This window comes from Halorhabdus tiamatea SARL4B (genome assembly GCF_000470655.1).
In the GTDB taxonomy this organism is placed as follows: domain Archaea; phylum Halobacteriota; class Halobacteria; order Halobacteriales; family Haloarculaceae; genus Halorhabdus; species Halorhabdus tiamatea.
The window spans coordinates 1,600,985-1,617,716 of record NC_021921.1 but is presented as its reverse complement, the minus strand read 5'-3'; the positions used below and the strand labels follow the sequence as shown (position 1 = coordinate 1,617,716).

The 16,732-nt window shown below is 64.7% G+C and carries 17 protein-coding genes; 12 read left to right on the top strand and 5 right to left on the bottom strand.

Annotation, left to right across the window (positions count from 1 at the left end; translation table 11 throughout):
* Positions 1–3 precede the first annotated feature (3 nt).
* Both HTIA_RS07985 and HTIA_RS07980 read right to left on the bottom strand, forming a co-directional pair.
* Positions 4–846 carry a polyprenyl synthetase family protein gene (locus HTIA_RS07985; protein ID WP_008527627.1) on the bottom strand — a complete coding sequence of 281 codons (843 nt, stop codon included), beginning with the start codon at positions 844–846 and terminating at the stop codon, positions 4–6.
* Positions 847–945: 99 nt separating this feature from the next.
* Positions 946–2,232, bottom strand: coding sequence for a helix-turn-helix transcriptional regulator (locus HTIA_RS07980; RefSeq protein ID WP_008527628.1), 1,287 nt, complete (start codon positions 2,230–2,232; stop codon positions 946–948).
* 159 nt (positions 2,233–2,391) lie between these two features.
* Here HTIA_RS07980 and HTIA_RS07975 point away from each other — a divergent pair, with 159 nt between their 5' ends.
* Both HTIA_RS07975 and HTIA_RS07970 read left to right on the top strand, forming a co-directional pair.
* Positions 2,392–3,612, top strand: coding sequence for a DUF7094 domain-containing protein (locus tag HTIA_RS07975; protein ID WP_008527630.1), 1,221 nt, complete (start codon positions 2,392–2,394; stop codon positions 3,610–3,612).
* A 56-nt stretch (positions 3,613–3,668) separates the two neighbouring features.
* Positions 3,669–4,133, top strand: coding sequence for a type IV pilin (locus tag HTIA_RS07970; protein ID WP_008527632.1), 465 nt, complete (start codon positions 3,669–3,671; stop codon positions 4,131–4,133).
* 6 nt (positions 4,134–4,139) lie between these two features.
* Here the strand turns inward: HTIA_RS07970 and HTIA_RS07965 are convergent, their stop codons facing one another.
* Entirely contained in the window at positions 4,140–4,757 is a 618-nt protein-coding gene (locus HTIA_RS07965; protein WP_020936223.1) for a methyltransferase domain-containing protein, read from the bottom strand.
* Between the two features lie 147 nt (positions 4,758–4,904).
* On the opposite strand from HTIA_RS07965, the gene ahaH reads away from it, so the two are divergent.
* From ahaH to HTIA_RS07925, 8 genes are all read left to right on the top strand, one after another.
* The gene (gene ahaH / locus HTIA_RS07960) at positions 4,905–5,237 is read left to right on the top strand and encodes an ATP synthase archaeal subunit H (RefSeq protein ID WP_008527634.1); all 333 of its coding nucleotides are present in this window, start codon (positions 4,905–4,907) and stop codon (positions 5,235–5,237) included.
* Entirely contained in the window at positions 5,224–7,461 is a 2,238-nt protein-coding gene (locus HTIA_RS07955; RefSeq protein ID WP_008527635.1) for a V-type ATP synthase subunit I, read from the top strand. The genes ahaH and HTIA_RS07955 overlap by 14 nt, the downstream gene beginning before the upstream one ends.
* A 215-nt stretch (positions 7,462–7,676) precedes the next feature.
* A complete protein-coding gene (locus tag HTIA_RS07950) occupies positions 7,677–7,922 on the top strand; it encodes a hypothetical protein (protein WP_008527636.1) in 246 nt (81 codons plus the stop codon).
* A gap of 18 nt (positions 7,923–7,940) precedes the next feature.
* Positions 7,941–8,567 (top strand): V-type ATP synthase subunit E, encoded by a 627-nt coding sequence (locus tag HTIA_RS07945; protein ID WP_008527637.1) that lies wholly within the window; start codon positions 7,941–7,943, stop codon positions 8,565–8,567.
* The gene (locus HTIA_RS07940) at positions 8,564–9,640 is read left to right on the top strand and encodes a V-type ATP synthase subunit C (protein ID WP_008527638.1); all 1,077 of its coding nucleotides are present in this window, start codon (positions 8,564–8,566) and stop codon (positions 9,638–9,640) included. Before HTIA_RS07945 ends, HTIA_RS07940 begins: the two co-directional genes overlap by 4 nt.
* Positions 9,637–9,960: a V-type ATP synthase subunit F gene (locus tag HTIA_RS07935; protein WP_008527639.1), complete on the top strand. Its 324-nt coding sequence runs from the start codon at positions 9,637–9,639 to the stop codon at positions 9,958–9,960. Before HTIA_RS07940 ends, HTIA_RS07935 begins: the two co-directional genes overlap by 4 nt.
* A gap of 3 nt (positions 9,961–9,963) precedes the next feature.
* Complete coding sequence (locus HTIA_RS07930; protein ID WP_008527640.1) at positions 9,964–11,727, top strand: ATP synthase subunit A; 1,764 nt, start codon at positions 9,964–9,966, stop codon at positions 11,725–11,727.
* A complete protein-coding gene (locus tag HTIA_RS07925) occupies positions 11,724–13,133 on the top strand; it encodes a V-type ATP synthase subunit B (protein ID WP_020936222.1) in 1,410 nt (469 codons plus the stop codon). Before HTIA_RS07930 ends, HTIA_RS07925 begins: the two co-directional genes overlap by 4 nt.
* Positions 13,134–13,232: 99 nt before the next feature.
* Here the strand turns inward: HTIA_RS07925 and HTIA_RS07920 are convergent, their stop codons facing one another.
* Positions 13,233–14,006 carry a hypothetical protein gene (locus tag HTIA_RS07920; RefSeq protein WP_008527642.1) on the bottom strand — a complete coding sequence of 258 codons (774 nt, stop codon included), beginning with the start codon at positions 14,004–14,006 and terminating at the stop codon, positions 13,233–13,235.
* Positions 14,003–15,004: an ABC transporter ATP-binding protein gene (locus tag HTIA_RS07915; RefSeq protein ID WP_008527643.1), complete on the bottom strand. Its 1,002-nt coding sequence runs from the start codon at positions 15,002–15,004 to the stop codon at positions 14,003–14,005. Before HTIA_RS07915 ends, HTIA_RS07920 begins: the two co-directional genes overlap by 4 nt.
* Positions 15,005–15,353: 349 nt before the next feature.
* On the opposite strand from HTIA_RS07915, the gene HTIA_RS07910 reads away from it, so the two are divergent.
* Both HTIA_RS07910 and HTIA_RS07905 read left to right on the top strand, forming a co-directional pair.
* Positions 15,354–15,551, top strand: coding sequence for a hypothetical protein (locus HTIA_RS07910; RefSeq protein ID WP_008527644.1), 198 nt, complete (start codon positions 15,354–15,356; stop codon positions 15,549–15,551).
* Positions 15,552–15,598: 47 nt separating this feature from the next.
* Positions 15,599–16,639, top strand: a complete 1,041-nt coding sequence (locus HTIA_RS07905; protein ID WP_021029653.1) for a Brp/Blh family beta-carotene 15,15'-dioxygenase — start codon at positions 15,599–15,601, stop codon at positions 16,637–16,639.
* Positions 16,640–16,732 lie beyond the last annotated feature (93 nt).

The following is a 16,732-nucleotide window of genomic DNA, read 5'->3' as shown; positions in this document are numbered from 1 at the left end:
AGCTTACTGTTCGCGTTCGACGACGAAGTTCGCCAGATCGCGGAGGTACTCGACGGCCTGTTCGTCCTCGACGGGGACGGCCTCCAGCGTCTCGAGGGCAGCGTCGGCCTCACTCCGGGCGCGTTCAGTCGCTTCTGCCGGCGAGAGGTCCGTCACCTGGACGATCGAGGGGCGGTCCATCGCCGCGTCGTGGCCGGCGGGCTTGCCGAGCTGGTCGGCGTCGGCCGTCGCGTCGAGGACGTCGTCGCGGATCTGAAACGCGATGCCGACCTGTTGGGCGTACTGACCGAACGCCTCGACTGTCCGGGCGTCGGCGTCGGCCGCGATCGCTCCGAGTTCGGCTGCCGCACGGAACAGTGCGCCGGTCTTCCGGCGGGCGAGCTGTCGGTAGGCGTCCTCGGAGTCGGGCATCGCCGCGAGTTCGGTCGCCTCGCCCTCACCGAGTTCGACCATCGCCTCCGAGACGGCCTGCATCGCGCGTTCGTCGGTCGAAAAGAGCGCGAACGCCTCGCCGATCAGCCCGTCGCTGGCGATGAGTGCCGGCCCGTGGCCGAAGGCCGACCAGGCACTTGGCGAGCCACGTCGCCGGTCGGACTCGTCGATGATGTCGTCCACGACCAGCGACGCGTTGTGGACGAGCTCGACGCCGACCGCGAAGTCGACCGCGTCCTCGGGGTCGCCACCGACCGCCTCACAGACCAAAAGCGACACTGTCGGGCGGACTCGCTTGCCGCCCGCCAGGACGACGTCCTCGAGTTCGCCAGAGAGCTCGGCCGGGTCGACCGACGCCAGGACGTCTTCGAGCCGGGTTTCGACGAGGTCCCGCCGGCGCTCCAGATATTCCATTGTCCGCCCTAGGTGTCGGTTTTACAAGTACGTGACGACCGCTGCAGGTCGTCGAGTTTCGACGGCAACACCCGATCACTGCCACGAGAGGATGATAGATCAGCCATCACCGTCTTCGTCGTCAGGGAACGAGATCAGGTTCTCCCGGCCGATGCGGAGTTTCTCGATACGATCCTCCTCGGCCATCGCCGAGAGCAACTGGGAGACCTTCGCGTTCGACCACCCGGTCTCCGAAACGATGTTCGCCTGCTTCATCCGGCCGCCGTTGCGCTCGAGGAGTGCCTCGACGTACTCCTCGTCGCTGAGTAACTCCCGGTCGATCGGAGCGTCATCGCTCGCCTCGGCCTCCGGATCCGCACTCGTGCCGGCAGCGACGCCAGTCGCGGCGGTCCCTACCTCCGCAGTCTCCGACGTCGACGCGTCGTCGGTCGGCGACCTGCTCGACCCCGAGTCCGTGGACGGTTCGTCGGTAGCCGTCTCGCCAGCTCCGTCGGCATCGTCGGACGACGCCGAGTGCGGGAGATCGCCACCGTGCCGGAAGAGGTAGACGACGACCACAGCGAGGACGACAACGACGATGACAATCGCCGCCGACGGAATCTCGCCGTCCTGAGTGGGTCCGGCACCCGTCGAAGGCGTCGACGGCGTCGGCTGGATGGTCGTCGGCCCGGAGGGCATCGTGGTCGTCGGCCCGGAGGGCGTCGTGGTCGTCGGATCCGGGTCAGTCGTCGTCGGCAAGTTGACGTTGTAGGTAATCTCGAAATCGCCCGGTTGGAACGACTCGACCGGGCCCTCCCACCTGATCGTCCGGTTGGTGTACCCCTTTGGCGCACTCGTGATGTCAAAAGACGCTGGGACAGAGATGACCAGTCGCTGGTCGGCGCTCAACCCCTGGAGCCACAGGCCCTCCGGGCCGGTGAACGCGTCCGCGACGTGAACCGTCGATCCCTCACGGAGTCCGAAGTTACGCCAGGTGAACGACAGTTCCAGCCGGCCCGTATCGTTGACCACGACGGCGTCCCGGCCGACGTCGGTCAGTGTCATCTCGCGGCTGGTCGAGTTGTCCGCGAGTCGGACGTACCGCCTGAAGGTCGTCGGCGAGAGGACGTCGCTCTCGTTGGCCTCGAAGGACGCGGCGAGTTCCTCGAAGGAGTCGACCGCGTCCGCATCGGGCAACGTAGCGACCACCGAGACGTTCCAGTGGGCGTCCCCGCCTTCGCCGAGTTCGATCCACATCGTGGTCGAGGTGTTGACGGTCCCGGCGGTCGAGACGTCCGCCGTCGACCCCGGGGCTGGACTGCCCGTCTGGGCTGCGACGACGGCGCTACCCCCGACTATCGCCAGGAGGGCGAGGAGCACGGCGGCGACTCGCACGGGCGGGGACATGTCGTTGCAGTGTCGACGTGCCGGGTGCAAAACCCTTTCCATCCACAAATAAAACGTTAGCGGCGAGGATGAAAGATATCGGCCGGTCTCAGGGCGTCAGACACACGTCATAACCGGATGTAGATGGGTTTTTGTGTCGTGCTCTGTAACACATATCCGATGCGCAGGTTTCCGTACACCGTCGCGCTCCTCGCAGCCCTCCTCGTGGTGGTGACAGTCGTCGGTGCAGGTTCCGCGCTGGCCGCGACAGTCGAGAACGACCCCCTCCAGTCGGTGACAGTCGAGAACGACACCGTCGGTCGGCTTGCAGTCCCGGACACGACGACGACGGGGCAGCGAGCCACAGCCGACCTATCGGGCGCACTCGCCGGCGACCAGCAACGCGTCCAGACGGCCCTCACCGCAGGAGCGTTCAGGAACGCCTTCGAGTCCGCCCCGAACGAGTCAGCCAAGCTTGCGATCGTCACGGACACCCTCGACCGCCTCGAGACACGGGCCACAGCTCTCAGAGAGGACCGACAGGCAGCCATCCAGTCGTTCGCGCGCGGCGATAGTACAAGTGACGCGCTGTTCCGGAAACTCGCGCGGATTCAGGCAGCCGGAGAGGGGATCGACGAGCGGGCGAGCGTCGTCGAGACGACCGTCCAGGAGTCGACAGCGGTCTCGTTGTCTGAACGTGCCACCCGGCGGCTGGCTGGCATCGACGGCGCGGTAGTCACGCTGGACGGGCCACTCACCGATCGGCTGACGAACAGCGTTCGGGGGGCGGCCGCGCCGGAGGCGATCAGCATAGAGTGCGGTGAGTCCGGGGCCGTCTTCGCTACGATCGAGGGCGGGACGTTCGTTCGGGAGGCGACACTCTGGAGTGAACGAGCCGAGTCCGGGGCCAACAACTTCGAAGACGGCGAGACAGCACCGCTCTCGATGGCCTACCAGCGCGCCAGAGAGGCCTATCCGTGGGCCGTCGGGAACCTCGTCTCTGGACTGAGCGTGACCGGATTCGGCGAGTCGCCGATCTACGGCGTCCGGTTGACCCACAGCCACGGCGACCTCGAGACGTACCTCGATGGCCGGACGGAAAACGTCTTCTACGAGGTGCAGCGCCTCCAGCTGTCGAGTCTCCCGACGGAGGCGGTGGCGACGAACACGACCGACGATCTCCTGATCGAGGTGAACGCGACCGCTGTCGGCCCGCGGGCGGTCACCGTGCGAAACGCCACAACCGGCGAGGAAGTGATCGCCGACATCACCGTCGGGGGTGCAACCGCGAACCGCTCGAGGATCGGGAGTCGCCTGTGGCTGCTCGAGACGGGCACAGAGCGGACGATCACGGCCCGGCGTCCTGACGGAACGACCGTCTCGATCACGATCGGGGCGTGAGTCTCCGGCGAGACGCGCTGACAGTTTAAATACGAGACCGAAGCCAGTCCGTCGGGATGGACGAGCGTGGTGTCTCGCCCGCCGTCGGCGTCGTCGTGATGGTCGCACTGACAGTCGTGCTTGCCGCGACCGTCGGGACGATGGTTCTCGGGAGTGCCCCACCGGATCGCGGGACGGTCGTCCGGCTCTCGGCGAGTGCCGACGCGGGCACTGATCGCGTTTCGGTCACCCACGAGGGCGGCGGATCGATCGACATCGGGGCACTGGACGTCACGATAGCGGTCGACGGCAAATCGCTCGATCACCAGCCGCCGGTGCCGTTCTTCGCCGCGACGGGATTCGCGAGTGGGCCGACTGGGCCGTTCAACAGCAGGACAGCGGGCGACTGGACCGCCGGCGAGACCGCGACGCTCGAACTCGCGAGCACGAACGACCCACTGATCGCGAACGGGGAGACAGTGACAGTGACGGTCACTGAAGGCGACGACGTCCTCGCGAGAATCGAGACGACCGCGACGTAGGGGAGATCAGGCCGGCACGCGCGCGACGGTCGTGATCGCGATCTCGGGGTTGTAGCCCGGCCCCATCGTGACGTGTTCGACGTCCTCGAAGCCGGCCGCCGCGAACATCCGATCGGCGTCGTCCTCGTCGTAGAACAGCATGATAGCGTCTGCGAGTTTCTGGAAGATCGAGGAGCGAGGGTAGTTCGGGCCGACGACGAGGACGTGGCCGCCGGGGCGGGCGACCCGCCGACACTCCTCGAGCGCGTCGACCGGGTTCGGCCAGTACTCGATGGAACCCGACGACCAGACCACGTCGAAACTGTCGGATTCGAACGGCAGGCGCTCGGCGTCGCCCAGACAGAACTGGACAGGGTCATCACCGAGTTTCTCTCTGGCCTTCCCGAGTTGGTGGGGGCTCTGATCGAGCCCGTAGACCTCGTCGGTGTGTTCGAGGATGCCCTCGGTGCCGAACCCCGTGCCACACCCGACATCGAGGACGCGATCGTCGGCGTCGATGTCGAGGAGGTCGAGCGCGTCGGTACGCATCCGCTCGTTCCAGATGAACGGGTTGACGCGGTCGTAGACCCGCGAGAGGTACTTATAAAACAGCCGTGCACGCGACTTGTCTTCCAGGATGCCCATTTGACCCGGATTGGGCCTTGGTCGGCATAACTCCCAGGATCGCGGCGGAGAGCGCTCCCGGCCCGTGAGGAGTGGGCAGCGATTGCCGAAAGTGCGTGAGTACTTCGCAACGCCCATATAGGCGCTCTCGCAAGTCACGATTGACAAATGCCCAGGCCCGAGGTTCTCGACCAGATCAAGGAGGCCGAGCGGGAGGCGGAAGAGATCGTCGCCACGGCCGAAGAGGAACGAACGCAGCGCCTCGAGGAGGCACGCGAGCGGGCCGAGGAGATCCGCGAGCAAGCCCACGAAGACGCCGAGGAACTCGCCGAGCAGCGGCTCGCCGAGGCGCGCGCGGAGATCGAAGAGAAACGAGAAGAGATACTCGAAGCGGGTCGTGAGCGCCGCGAACGGTTGACGGCAGCGGCCGATCGGCGAAGCGACGACGTCGTCGAAGACGTCATCGAGGCGTTCGAGGAGGCGGTACATGCTCAGACCTGAGCGGATGAGCCGGGTCTCGGTGACCGGCTCGAAAACGGTCCTGACCGACGTCATCGAAGCTGTCCACGACCTCGATATCCTGCACATCACCGAGTACGACGGGTCCTTCGAGGCGTTCGATCCGGGCAACCCCATCGAGGGAGCCGACGACGCCTCCGACAAACTGGTGACCGTCCGCGCACTCCAGTCGACCCTCGGCGTGACGCCCGAAGACGCGGGGCCGACCCGCCTGGTCACCGACGAAGCCCTCGAAGACGAACTCGAGGAGATTCGCCAGGAGGTCAACGAACTCGACGACCGGCGCGACGCGCTCGGGAGTGACCTCCGCGACGCCGCCGAGGAGATCGAGCGCATGGAGTTCTTCGTCGAGCTCGGGATCGACCTGGACCTGCTTTCCGGCTACGATTCGCTGTCGGTCGCCGTCGGGAACGGCGATCCCGACGCAGTCCGGGAGACACTCGAGGCCGCCGAGGCCTTCGACGAGGCCGACGTGTTCGTCGAGGGGTCCGCGCTCGCAGCCTACGCCTACCCAGCCGACGACGAGGCCATCGAAGATGCCCTCGTCGGGGCAGACTTCGCGGCCGTCGACGTTCCCGAAGGCGAAGGCGATCCCACGTCGTACCTCGAAGAACTCAGACACCGCCGCCAACAACTCGAGTCGCGGCTCTCGACGGTCGAGAACGAACTCGAGGAGTTGAAACTCGACGTCGCGGGCTTCCTGTTGGCCGCCGAGGAGAAACTCTCCATCGAGGTTCAAAAGCGGGAGGCCCCGTTGACGTTCGCGACGACGCGCAACGCCTTCGTCGCCGAAGGGTGGATCCCAACCGAGGAGTTCGACCGCTTCGAGAGTGCGCTCAGAGACGCTGTCGGCGAGCACGTCGACGTCGACGAACTCGAACGCGCCGACTACGACGAAGAGGGCCATCCGACCAACCGCGAGCAGGTCGGTGGCGGCGACGGCCCGACGGCGGACGAGGAGGGAGAGCAGGCCGTCGCCACCGACGGCGGGAGCCTGGCCTTCGGCAACGACAGCCCGCCGATCGTCCAGGACAACCCGACGTTCGCCCAGCCCTTCGAGGCGTTCGTGACGGCCGTCGGCGTGCCGAACTACGACGAACTCGACCCGACGGTCGTGCTCCTGTTGACGTTCCCGGCCTTCTTCGGGCTGATGATCGGTGACTTCGGCTACGGGCTGTTGTATCTCGCGATCGGCGCGGTAATCTACCGACGCAACGAGCCCGGCGGTCTTCGCAGCATGGGCGGAATCGCCATCTGGGCGGGGCTGTTCACGATGTTGTTCGGGTTCCTCTACGGCGAAGTCTTCGGGACCCATCAGATCACGAGTCTGTTCTGGGAAGGGGCCCTCGGCATGGGCGGCCCGCCCGTCCACAAGGGACTCCAGCCGGCCTACAGCCAGTACGCCCTGTTCTGGCTCGTGGTGAGCCTGCTGGTCGGGTTCGTCCACCTCACGATGGGCTACGCCATCGGGTTCGTCGACGATCTCACCCACGGCCTCCGGGAGGCGACCTTCGAGAACGGCTCGTGGCTCGCGATGATGTTCGGGATCTGGGCGGCGATCTTCAGCAAGGCCGCCGCCGGGATGAAACCCGATTTCATCTTCGAGTTGTTCGCCTCGCCGGGGATGACCAACCCGGCGACCGGGGAAGCGATCGCCGAGGGAGCCGTCGTCCTCGAACTCGGTTTCAACGGACTGCCGACCGAAGTCGGGCTCGCCGGCATGGCCGTGTTCGCGATCGGGTTCGTGATGCTCGCGATCGCCGACCCGGTCGAGATCGTCGAGTTCCTCGACGTGCTAGTCAACGTCCTGTCGTACGCCCGGCTGGCGGCGGTCCTGCTCGCGAAGGCCGGACTGGCGTTCGTTGTCAACGCCCTGGTCTTTGGCTGGTACATCACCGGCACAGGCGAACACGAGGTCTGGCACTTCGGGATCACGCACATGCCGGAAGTCGGCGAGATGGCCCACGGCCACGAGGTGACGGCAGTCGAGATGGGCGGATTACTCCACTCCGGGATCGCCGGGCTGGTCGGCGGGTTCGCGATTCTGGTCATCGGCCACGTGGTGGTGCTCGTTCTCGGCGTGACCAGTGCCGGCCTCCAGGCCGTTCGTCTCGAGTACGTCGAGTTCTTCGGGAAGTTCTACGAGGGCAACGGCAAGCCCTATCACCCCTTCGGTCACGAGCGCGAGTACACCGCCGAAGAGTAACGGGGAGGCAGTCGCCTCGCTATCGTTGAGATCGGTGGATCGCGGCACGAAACTGGCACATTTTGGCGGCACTCGAAGAGAAGCCCAACGGCTCAAGTCGTAGAACCGGCAAAGCATGGGAGCGCGTGGCATTTTGAGAAGCTTTATGACCGACCTCTACCGAATCAACAACGTTCGAAACCGACGTCCCTGCACACCGCAGGACAGATTCAACCATGATACCAGAACTCGCAACCGTCGTACTGCAGGACGGCACTAGTACAGCCTTCGGACCGACCGCGTTCGCTGCCCTCGCCGTCGGGCTGGCGGCACTCGGCTCGGGGTACGCCGAACGTGGAATCGGTTCGGCCGCAATGGGGGCCATCGCGGAGGACGAAAGCCTGTTCGTTCAGGGACTGATCCTGACTGTCATCCCCGAGACGCTGGTGATTCTGGTCCTCGTGACAATTTTCCTGGTCTAACATCGAGGGCGAACCACAATGAGCCTCGAAGTGGTCGTCGAAGACATCAAAGCGCAAGCCCGCGAGCAGGCCGAGGAGATCACCCAGGCCGCCGAGAGCGACGCCGAGGAGATCGTCGCCGACGCCGAGAGCGACGCCGAGGAGATCAAAACCGAACGCGAGCGAGAGGTCGACCGGCAGATCGCCCAGGAGCGCGAGCGACGGATCTCGAGTGCCGAACTAGAGGCCAAACAGGAGCGCCTCGAGGCACGTCGGGAAGTGCTCGAGACGGTTCGAGAACGCGTCGAATCGGAGCTCGCGAACCTCGACGGCGAGCGACGCGAAGAGTTGACTCGGGACCTGCTTGAGTCCGCTCTCGAGGAGTTCGAGGGAGCGGTCGACGTCTACGGGCGTGCCGAAGACGCCGCGTTGCTCGAGGAGATCGTCGCAGACTACGACGCCACCCTGGCCGGCGAGCGGGACTGTCTCGGCGGCGTCGTCGTCGAGAGCAGCGCGTCGCGCGTCCGCGTGAACAACACGTTCGATTCGATCCTCGAGGGCGTCTGGGAGGACGAAATCCGCTCGATCAGCGAGCGGCTCTTCGAAGACGTCGAAGCTCTCGACGGCGACGTCCCTGAGGACGACACCGGAACCACTGAGCAATGAGTCCACGCACGAGGAATCGAGGCGGCGAACAGAGCAACTACGAGTACGTGGTCGCTCGAGTTCGCTCCCGTCGGGCCTCGCTATTCGACGAGGACGACTACCGCAAGCTGGTCCGGATGGGGACCGGCGAGATAGCCCGGTTCATGGAGGAAAGCGAGTACGAGCGCGAGATGAACGCGCTGGGCTCGCGCCATTCCGGCGTCGACCTCATCGAGTACGCGCTGACCCGGAACATGGCAAAACACTTCGAGGACCTGCTGTCGTGGTCGGAAGGGCGACTGTACGATTACGTCGCCAGGTACCTCCGGAAGTTCGACGCCTGGAACGTCAAGACGGTGCTCCGGGGCATCTACTCCGGGGCGGACGCCGAGGCCATCGAGTCCGACCTCATCCGGGCAGGCGAACTTACCGAGGCCGAACTCGACCAGCTGGCGACCGCGGAGTCGATCGAGGCCGTCATCGAGGGGCTTGAGGGGACGATCTTCCACGACCCCCTCGAGGCGGCCTTCGACGATTTCGAAGAGACGGAATTGCTGGTTCCCCTGGAGAACGCGGTCGACCGGACGTTCTACGAAGAGTTGCTCGCGGGACTTCCAGAGACTGGTGAGACGGGGAGTGCGATCAGCTACTACCTCGAGTTCCTGCGCGCGGAGATCGACTTCCGGAACCTCCGGAACGCGTTGCGGCTGGTCCGCAGCGGTGCGGACATGGACCCAGCCGAATATTACATCGAGGGCGGAGACCTCTTCGACGCAACGGACGTTCGCCAACTCGTCGAGAACGAAGAGCAGTTGCTCGAGCATATCCGGGACAGTCAGTACGGCGACGATCTTTCCTCGGCACTCGACGCACTGGACTCGGCCGAGGAGTTGATCGGCTTCGAGCACGCCATCGACGCGGCGTTGCTCGAGTACGCCGATCGACTCTCCTATCGGTATCCAGTGTCGATTACGGCCGTGCTTTCGTACGTCCTCGCGAAGGAACGGGAGATCGACAACATCCGGGCGATCGCCCGCGGGACCGAGAGCGGGCTCTCGCCCGAGGAGATCCAGCGGGAGCTGGTGATGTTATGAGCAAAGAGATCGCAGTCATCGGCAGTGCGGATTTCACGACCGGGTTCAGACTCGCTGGCATCCGGAAGTTCGCCACGATCCCGAACGACCCCGAGACCGGGGAAGTCGAGGAGGCAGTCACCTCGATGCTCGAAGACGACGACGTCGGCATCATCGTGATGCACGACCCGGACATCGACGTCCTCTCGCGGTCCGTCCGCGAACGTCTCGAAACGAGCGTCGATCCGGTGTTGGTGACGCTGGGCGGCGGAGCCGGGAGTGGTGGACTGCGCGATCAGATCAAACGAGCGGTCGGTATCGACCTGATGGAGGAAGACTAACGTATGAGTCAAGCGACAACGTCCGACGTCCGTGAAGACGGCGTCATCGAGAGCGTGAGCGGTCCCGTCGTCACGGCGACGGGCCTGCAGGCCCGGATGAACGACGTAGTTCGCGTCGGCGAGGAGGGCCTGATGGGAGAGATCATCGAGATCGAGGGAGACCTGACGACGATTCAGGTCTACGAGGAGACCTCCGGCGTCGCGCCGGGCGGCCCCGTCGAGAGTACGGGCGCACCGCTATCGGTCGACCTCGGCCCCGGCCTGCTGGACAACATCTACGACGGTGTCCAGCGCCCCCTCGAAGGACTCGAAGATCGGATGAACTCGGCGTTCTTAGACCGCGGGGTCGACGCGCCGGGGATCGATCTGGAGAAGACCTGGGAGTTCACCCCCGAGGTCGCGGAAGGTGACGAAGTCACCGCCGGCGACATCATCGGGACCGTTCCCGAGACCGAGAGCATCGATCACAAAGTGATGGTACCGCCCGACTCCGACGGCGGCGAGGTCGTCGAGGCGAAGAAGGGCAACTTCACCGTCGAGGAGACGGTCGTCGAACTCGACTCCGGCGAGGAGATCCAGATGCGCCAGGAGTGGCCGGTCCGGCAGGCCCGGCCCGCCGGCGACAAGGAGACGCCGACCGATCCGCTGGTAACGGGCCAGCGTATCCTCGACGGCCTCTTCCCCGTCGCGAAGGGTGGGACGGCCGCGATTCCGGGGCCCTTCGGCTCCGGGAAGACGGTCACCCAGCACCAGCTCGCCAAGTGGGCCGACGCGGACATCGTCGTCTACGTCGGGTGTGGCGAGCGTGGTAACGAGATGACCGAGGTCATCGAAGACTTCCCCGAACTCGAGGACCCGGTGACCGGCAAGCCGCTGATGAGCCGGACGAGCCTGATCGCCAACACGTCGAACATGCCCGTCGCGGCGCGTGAATCGTCGGTGTACACCGGCATCACGATGGCCGAGTACTACCGGGACATGGGCTACGACGTCGCGCTGATGGCCGACTCCACCTCGCGGTGGGCCGAGGCCCTCCGAGAGATCTCCTCGCGACTCGAGGAGATGCCCGGGGAGGAGGGGTATCCCGCCTATCTCGGGGCTCGCCTCAGCGAGTTCTACGAGCGGGCCGGCTACTACCAGAACGCCAACGGCACCGAGGGATCGGTCACCGTGGTCGGCGCAGTCTCGCCGCCGGGCGGTGACTTCTCGGAGCCGGTGACCCAGAACACGCTGCGGATCGTCAAGACCTTCTGGGCGCTGGACGCCGACCTGGCTGACAGGCGGCACTTCCCGGCGATCAACTGGGACGAGTCCTATTCGCTGTATCGCGATCAGCTCGATCCGTGGTTCGAATCTGAGGTCGCCGACGACTGGGCCGAGATCCGCCAGTGGGTCATCGACGTCCTCGACGAGGAGAGCGACCTCCAGGAGATCGTCCAGCTGGTCGGCCAGGACGCGCTACCGGCAGACCAGCAGTTGACACTCGAGGTCGCCCGGTACATCCGGGAGTCCTATCTCCAGCAGAACGCCCTGCACGACGTCGACACCTACTGTGAGCCCGCGAAGACCTACCGGATGATGCAGGCGATCAAGACGTTCAACGACGAGGCCTTCGACGCGCTGGACGCGGGCGTGCCGGTCGACGAGATCACGGACATCGACGCCGCGCCGCGGCTCAACCGGATCGGCACGACCGCCGAATACGAGGACTTCGTCGCCGAACTCGAAGACGACATCGCGGAGCAACTCAGGGGGACCTACCAATGAAAGAGTATCAGACGATCACCGAGATCAGCGGTCCGCTCGTGTTCGTCGAGACCGACGAGCCGATCGGCTACGACGAGATCGTCGAGATCGAGGTCGGCGACGGCGACACCCGCCGCGGGCAGGTGCTCGAATCGACCAGCGATCACGTCGCGATCCAGGTCTTCGAGAGCACGCAGGGGATCGACCGGGACAGTTCGGTCCGGTTCCTCGGCGAGACGATGAAGATGCCCGTCACCGAGGATCTGCTCGGCCGAGTGCTGGACGGGACCGGCCGGCCGATCGACGGCGGGCCGGACATCGTGCCCGACGAGCGCCAGGACATCGTCGGCGCGGCGATCAATCCCTTCTCCCGGGAGTACCCCCGGGAGTTCATCCAGACGGGGATCTCCGCCATCGACGGCATGAACACCCTCGTCCGGGGCCAGAAGCTGCCGCTGTTCTCCGGGTCGGGGCTGCCCCACAACGAACTCGCCCTCCAGATCGCCCGCCAGGCCGAGGTGCCTGAAGAGGACGACGACGAGGACAGCGAGTTCGCCGTGATCTTCGCGGCGATGGGGATCACCGCCGAGGAGGCCAACGAGTTCATGGACGACTTCGAGCGCACCGGCGCACTCGAACGCTCGGTCGTCTTCATGAACCTCGCAGACGACCCCGCGGTCGAGCGGACGATCACGCCGCGGCTGGCGCTGACCACCGCGGAGTACCTGGCCTTCGAGAAGGGGTATCACGTCCTGACGATCATGACGGACATGACCAACTACTGTGAGGCCCTCCGGGAGATCGGGGCCGCCCGCGAGGAAGTCCCGGGTCGCCGGGGCTACCCCGGGTACATGTACACCGACCTGGCGAACCTCTACGAACGCGCGGGTCGGATCGAGGGCGTCGAGGGGTCGATCACCCAGATCCCGATCCTCACGATGCCCAGCGACGACGACACCCACCCGATCCCGGACCTCACCGGGTACATCACCGAGGGACAGATCTACGTCGACCGTGGCCTCAACAGCCAGGGCGTCCGGCCGCCGATCTACGTCCCGACCTCGCTGTCGCGGCTCATGGACGAGGGGATCGGCGAGGGACTGACCCGCGAGGACCACGGCGACGTCCAGTCACAGCTGTACGCGGCCTACGCCGAGGCCGAGGACCTGCGTGACCTGGTGAACATCGTCGGTCGCGAGGCCCTCTCCGAGCGTGACAACAAGTATCTGGACTTCGGCGACCGCTTCGAGAGCGAGTTCGTCAACCAGGGCTACAACACCGCCCGCTCGATCGAGGAGACGCTGGACATCGCCTGGGACCTGCTCTCGATGCTCCCCGAGGAGGAACTCAACCGGATCGACGAGGAGTTCATCGCGGAGTACTACGACGCTGGCGAGAGCGAGGCCTACGCCGAGGCAGACGACTGAAGACAGCGCTTGCCGGATTCACTGTTTTGGAGCATCTCGAAAATCGACCAGTGGTCGGTCCGCACGGACCGATGAACCCGCAGGATCAGGTCATTCAAATCAGTAGTGGCCGAGTTCACCACGTTCCCGTGCTTTACTCGCCGCAAACCGAAATACGATCAGACCGAGAGTGGCGTACGCCGTTGCGGTAAGCCCGAGAATGCCCATATCGACGAGCGGGAGATCCCAAAGTGCGACGCGGTCCACCGTAACTTCCCGGAGCAAGTGACTACCAAGCGCCAGGGGAAGGAATTTCAACGCCGGGACGTCCTGGACAGGCAGCGCAAGCAATCCGAAAAAGGACAACTGCACGAGTGAGAACACTTTCCCGAGTTGGTTGAAGAGGAGTGCTCCGCCACCGAAGAGAAACCCGAGTCCGACGACGGGGACGAGCGTCAGGCCCCCGACGACAGCGATAGTAAGGGGCGGAATGGACAGTGAGACGCCGGTCGTCACTATCATGAGAGCGAGCAATACGACACCCATGAGGAAGGTTCCGGCGAGATTGACGACAGTCTTGATGACGACGACCCAGGTGAATCCGATCGGCGACATCGACAACTGCTCTAGGGTCCCCCACTGTGCCTCGTCAGTTAAATCGTGTGTCAGATCGGCGTACGCGGCTACGGCCATCGTGACCAAAAAGTACCCCACGACGAGAGGGCCAAGCGACTGTTCGAGCAACGCCGGTGCGATGAACCGTCCGCCAAAGAAGACGAGTGCGAAGAACACGTACAACGTCAGGAAGTTGATCGCGGTATTCACGGCGTAACGGCGGGACAGCGTGACCGATTTGGTAGTAATCGCCTTTGCGACGACGAGATACCGATTCATTGTGGCACCTCAAGAAGTGGGGCTTCAGTCGTCTCAACGAGGTCGACGAAAATGTCCTCCAGATTAGGTTCGATCTCGGTGAACGTCTGGACTGAGACGTTCGCCTCGTCCAGAACGTTCACACACGCAAAGAACTCGTCGCTGTCTGTGAGTGCAAGTTCGAACGTGGTCGTGTCCGTATCCGTGTCCCAATCTAACACCCGGAAGCGCTCGGCGAGTGTCTCTCGAAGCCCCTTCGCCGGGCCACCGTCGATACGAACGCGGTACGTCTGTGCTTCGAAGGCGTCGAGGAGGTTCTCGACGGAGTCGTCCGCGATCACCCTGCCGCCATCGAGAACGATAACGCGGTCACAGACGGCTTGAATGACGTCCATATCGTGACTCGTAAGCACGATCGTCTTGTCTTCTTGCCGGGCGAGACGGCGAATCTCCGTCTCGAGGTCGCGGGTGGTGGTGACGTCGAGTCCGAGCATCGGCTCGTCGAGAAAGAGCGTCGGTGTCTCGCGAGCGAGCGTACAGCCGAACGCGACCTTTTGTTTCATCCCCCGCGAGAGGTTACGCACGGGCTCGTCCGCTTTCGCTTCCAGCCCGAGCGTCTCGATGATGTCGTCGTGTTCGGCGCGTCGCGTCTTCGGATCGATTCCCTGTAACCCGGCGAAAAACGCGAGGTTCTCGCGAACAGTCAACCGCCAGTAGACGTTTCGAGCCCCTTCCAGAACTGCACTGACCCGTGTGTACGCGCGCGAGCGCTCCTCGTGGACTGGAATGCCGTGGACGGATACGGTCCCGGATGTCGGCGTTACCAATCCGAGAATTGCCTTGACGGTCGTCGTCTTTCCGGCCCCGTTCGGTCCGAGAAGGCCGACGACTTGGCCGGACGGAATATCGAAGGAGACACCATCGACTGCCATGACGTCGCCGTCCTCGCCCGTGTACGTCTTTGTCAACCCCGAGACCGAGACAGCAACCGACTCATCGGTGTGTTCTCTATCTTTCATTTTCGTGTAAGGACGGGAGTGTCATCGAATCGTGACGCCAATTATCGATACCAGAAGAGCGTTGAGCATGAGCAGGTCGAATTCTATGTAGACCCCACATTGTCGGTTCTGCACGATTCGTCGACATGTAAATGAGAAATCCCAGTACAATACACAAATGTCTTATTATATTATAGTGGAGAGAAGACGATAGATTGGATTTGGATTCGCTGATAAATACGGACAGCCGTGACTGTGATCCAAATCGACTCCACAGCACCGGACGATCGATACGGAGAGGTCGAGAACGATCAGTGAATACCGAATCGATCCCAGGGAGTAAGTGCCCACTGTTCGAACGTCCCCACAGATGGCCAACGCCGACCCACTTGTTCGCGCCGCCCGGAACGGGTTTCTCGCGACGATCCTTCTGCTGGTCGCCATCGGTGGCTACCAGTTCGCGACCAGCGGGACCATCACGACGCCGGTCGTGGCGACGTGGGTCGTGGCCGTCCTCACCTTCTACGCCTCGAAGTACTATTATCGCCGGACGGACGGCGATAGCTGAGGAGTGTCGACCCAACGGTTTTGCGCCCGGCCGTCCAGTTCCAACGCGTGCACCCGACGGCCAGCCGAGACGGGATCGACGGGGCGGTAGCCGCCAGGCTCGGGTCGTTTCTCCGGTGGGCCGGTTGGCTGCCGTTGGTCGCACTCGCCGTCGTCGTGCCACTCCTCGCCCCGCTGCCGGCGTCCGTCCGCTACCTGCCGCTTGTCGCCAGCGTCGCGATCTTCGGCCTGCCCCACGGCGCGCTGGACTACGTGGCCCTTCCGAGAGCGCTGTCCGGCCGGGTCGACGCCCGGGGACTCGCGATCGTCGGCGTCCTCTATGCGGTCCTGGGTGGGGCCTACCTCGTGGCGTGGGTGGTCGTGCCCGTCCCGGCCGCCGTGGGGTTCATCGCGCTGACGTGGTTCCACTGGGGCCAGGGCGAGTTGTTCGTCCTCCGGGACGCCTTCGGCGGGAGCCATCTCGAGGATCGCACCCAGCAGGCGCTGACGATGGTGGTCCGCGGCGGGTTGCCGATGGCGGTCCCGCTGGTGGGCTTTCCCGACCGGTATCGTGCCGTCCTCGAAACCTTCGTCGAGCCCTTCGGCGGGTCGATCGGGTCGGCGTGGCTGTTCGAACCCGGCGGTCGGGTGGCCGTGGCGGTGGGGTTCGGACTTGTGACCGTGCTGACGCTGTGGCGCGGGTGGCGGCTGGCGGACGGGCAGGCGGACGGGGCCGGCTGGCGACTCGACGCCACCGAGACGGCACTGTTGTGGGCGTTCTTCCTTCTCGTCGAGCCAGTCCTGGCTGTGGGGATCTACTTCTGTCTGTGGCACTCCCTGCGCCACATCGTCCGGGTAGGGTTGCTGGATCGGCGGACGGCGTCTTCGCTTTCGGCTGGCGAGTGGCTGAAGCCTGCCGGTCGGCTGGCGGTTGAGGCGCTGCCGACGACGGTGGCCGCGGGCGGGCTGTTGTGGGCACTGTACGTCGTGACGCCAGCGAGCGAGGGGCTTGCCGGCGCGATCGGCGTCTATCTCGTGGGCATCGCCGTCCTGACGCTCCCTCACGTGGTGATCGTCACCTGGATCGATCTGAAACAAGAGTTCTGGTGAGGAATTGCGTGGGTGACTTTCGGTACGCAGGCCCGACTGTGAACAGCATGAAAGCCCCGGCTGGCTCCGGTCGAGGGGCTCGCTGCGGTCCTC

Bases quoted from the DNA above. Each gene is read 5' to 3' on its own strand.
- HTIA_RS07985 (WP_008527627.1), bottom strand. From the start codon at position 846: ATGGAATATCTGGAGCGCCGGCGGGACCTCGTCGAAACCCGGCTCGAA.
- HTIA_RS07980 (WP_008527628.1), bottom strand. From the start codon at position 2,232: ATGTCCCCGCCCGTGCGAGTCGCCGCCGTGCTCCTCGCCCTCCTGGCG.
- HTIA_RS07975 (WP_008527630.1), top strand. From the start codon at position 2,392: ATGCGCAGGTTTCCGTACACCGTCGCGCTCCTCGCAGCCCTCCTCGTG.
- HTIA_RS07970 (WP_008527632.1), top strand. From the start codon at position 3,669: ATGGACGAGCGTGGTGTCTCGCCCGCCGTCGGCGTCGTCGTGATGGTC.
- HTIA_RS07965 (WP_020936223.1), bottom strand. From the start codon at position 4,757: ATGGGCATCCTGGAAGACAAGTCGCGTGCACGGCTGTTTTATAAGTAC.
- ahaH (WP_008527634.1), top strand. From the start codon at position 4,905: ATGCCCAGGCCCGAGGTTCTCGACCAGATCAAGGAGGCCGAGCGGGAG.
- HTIA_RS07955 (WP_008527635.1), top strand. From the start codon at position 5,224: ATGCTCAGACCTGAGCGGATGAGCCGGGTCTCGGTGACCGGCTCGAAA.
- HTIA_RS07950 (WP_008527636.1), top strand. From the start codon at position 7,677: ATGATACCAGAACTCGCAACCGTCGTACTGCAGGACGGCACTAGTACA.
- HTIA_RS07945 (WP_008527637.1), top strand. From the start codon at position 7,941: ATGAGCCTCGAAGTGGTCGTCGAAGACATCAAAGCGCAAGCCCGCGAG.
- HTIA_RS07940 (WP_008527638.1), top strand. From the start codon at position 8,564: ATGAGTCCACGCACGAGGAATCGAGGCGGCGAACAGAGCAACTACGAG.
- HTIA_RS07935 (WP_008527639.1), top strand. From the start codon at position 9,637: ATGAGCAAAGAGATCGCAGTCATCGGCAGTGCGGATTTCACGACCGGG.
- HTIA_RS07930 (WP_008527640.1), top strand. From the start codon at position 9,964: ATGAGTCAAGCGACAACGTCCGACGTCCGTGAAGACGGCGTCATCGAG.
- HTIA_RS07925 (WP_020936222.1), top strand. From the start codon at position 11,724: ATGAAAGAGTATCAGACGATCACCGAGATCAGCGGTCCGCTCGTGTTC.
- HTIA_RS07920 (WP_008527642.1), bottom strand. From the start codon at position 14,006: ATGAATCGGTATCTCGTCGTCGCAAAGGCGATTACTACCAAATCGGTC.
- HTIA_RS07915 (WP_008527643.1), bottom strand. From the start codon at position 15,004: ATGAAAGATAGAGAACACACCGATGAGTCGGTTGCTGTCTCGGTCTCG.
- HTIA_RS07910 (WP_008527644.1), top strand. From the start codon at position 15,354: ATGGCCAACGCCGACCCACTTGTTCGCGCCGCCCGGAACGGGTTTCTC.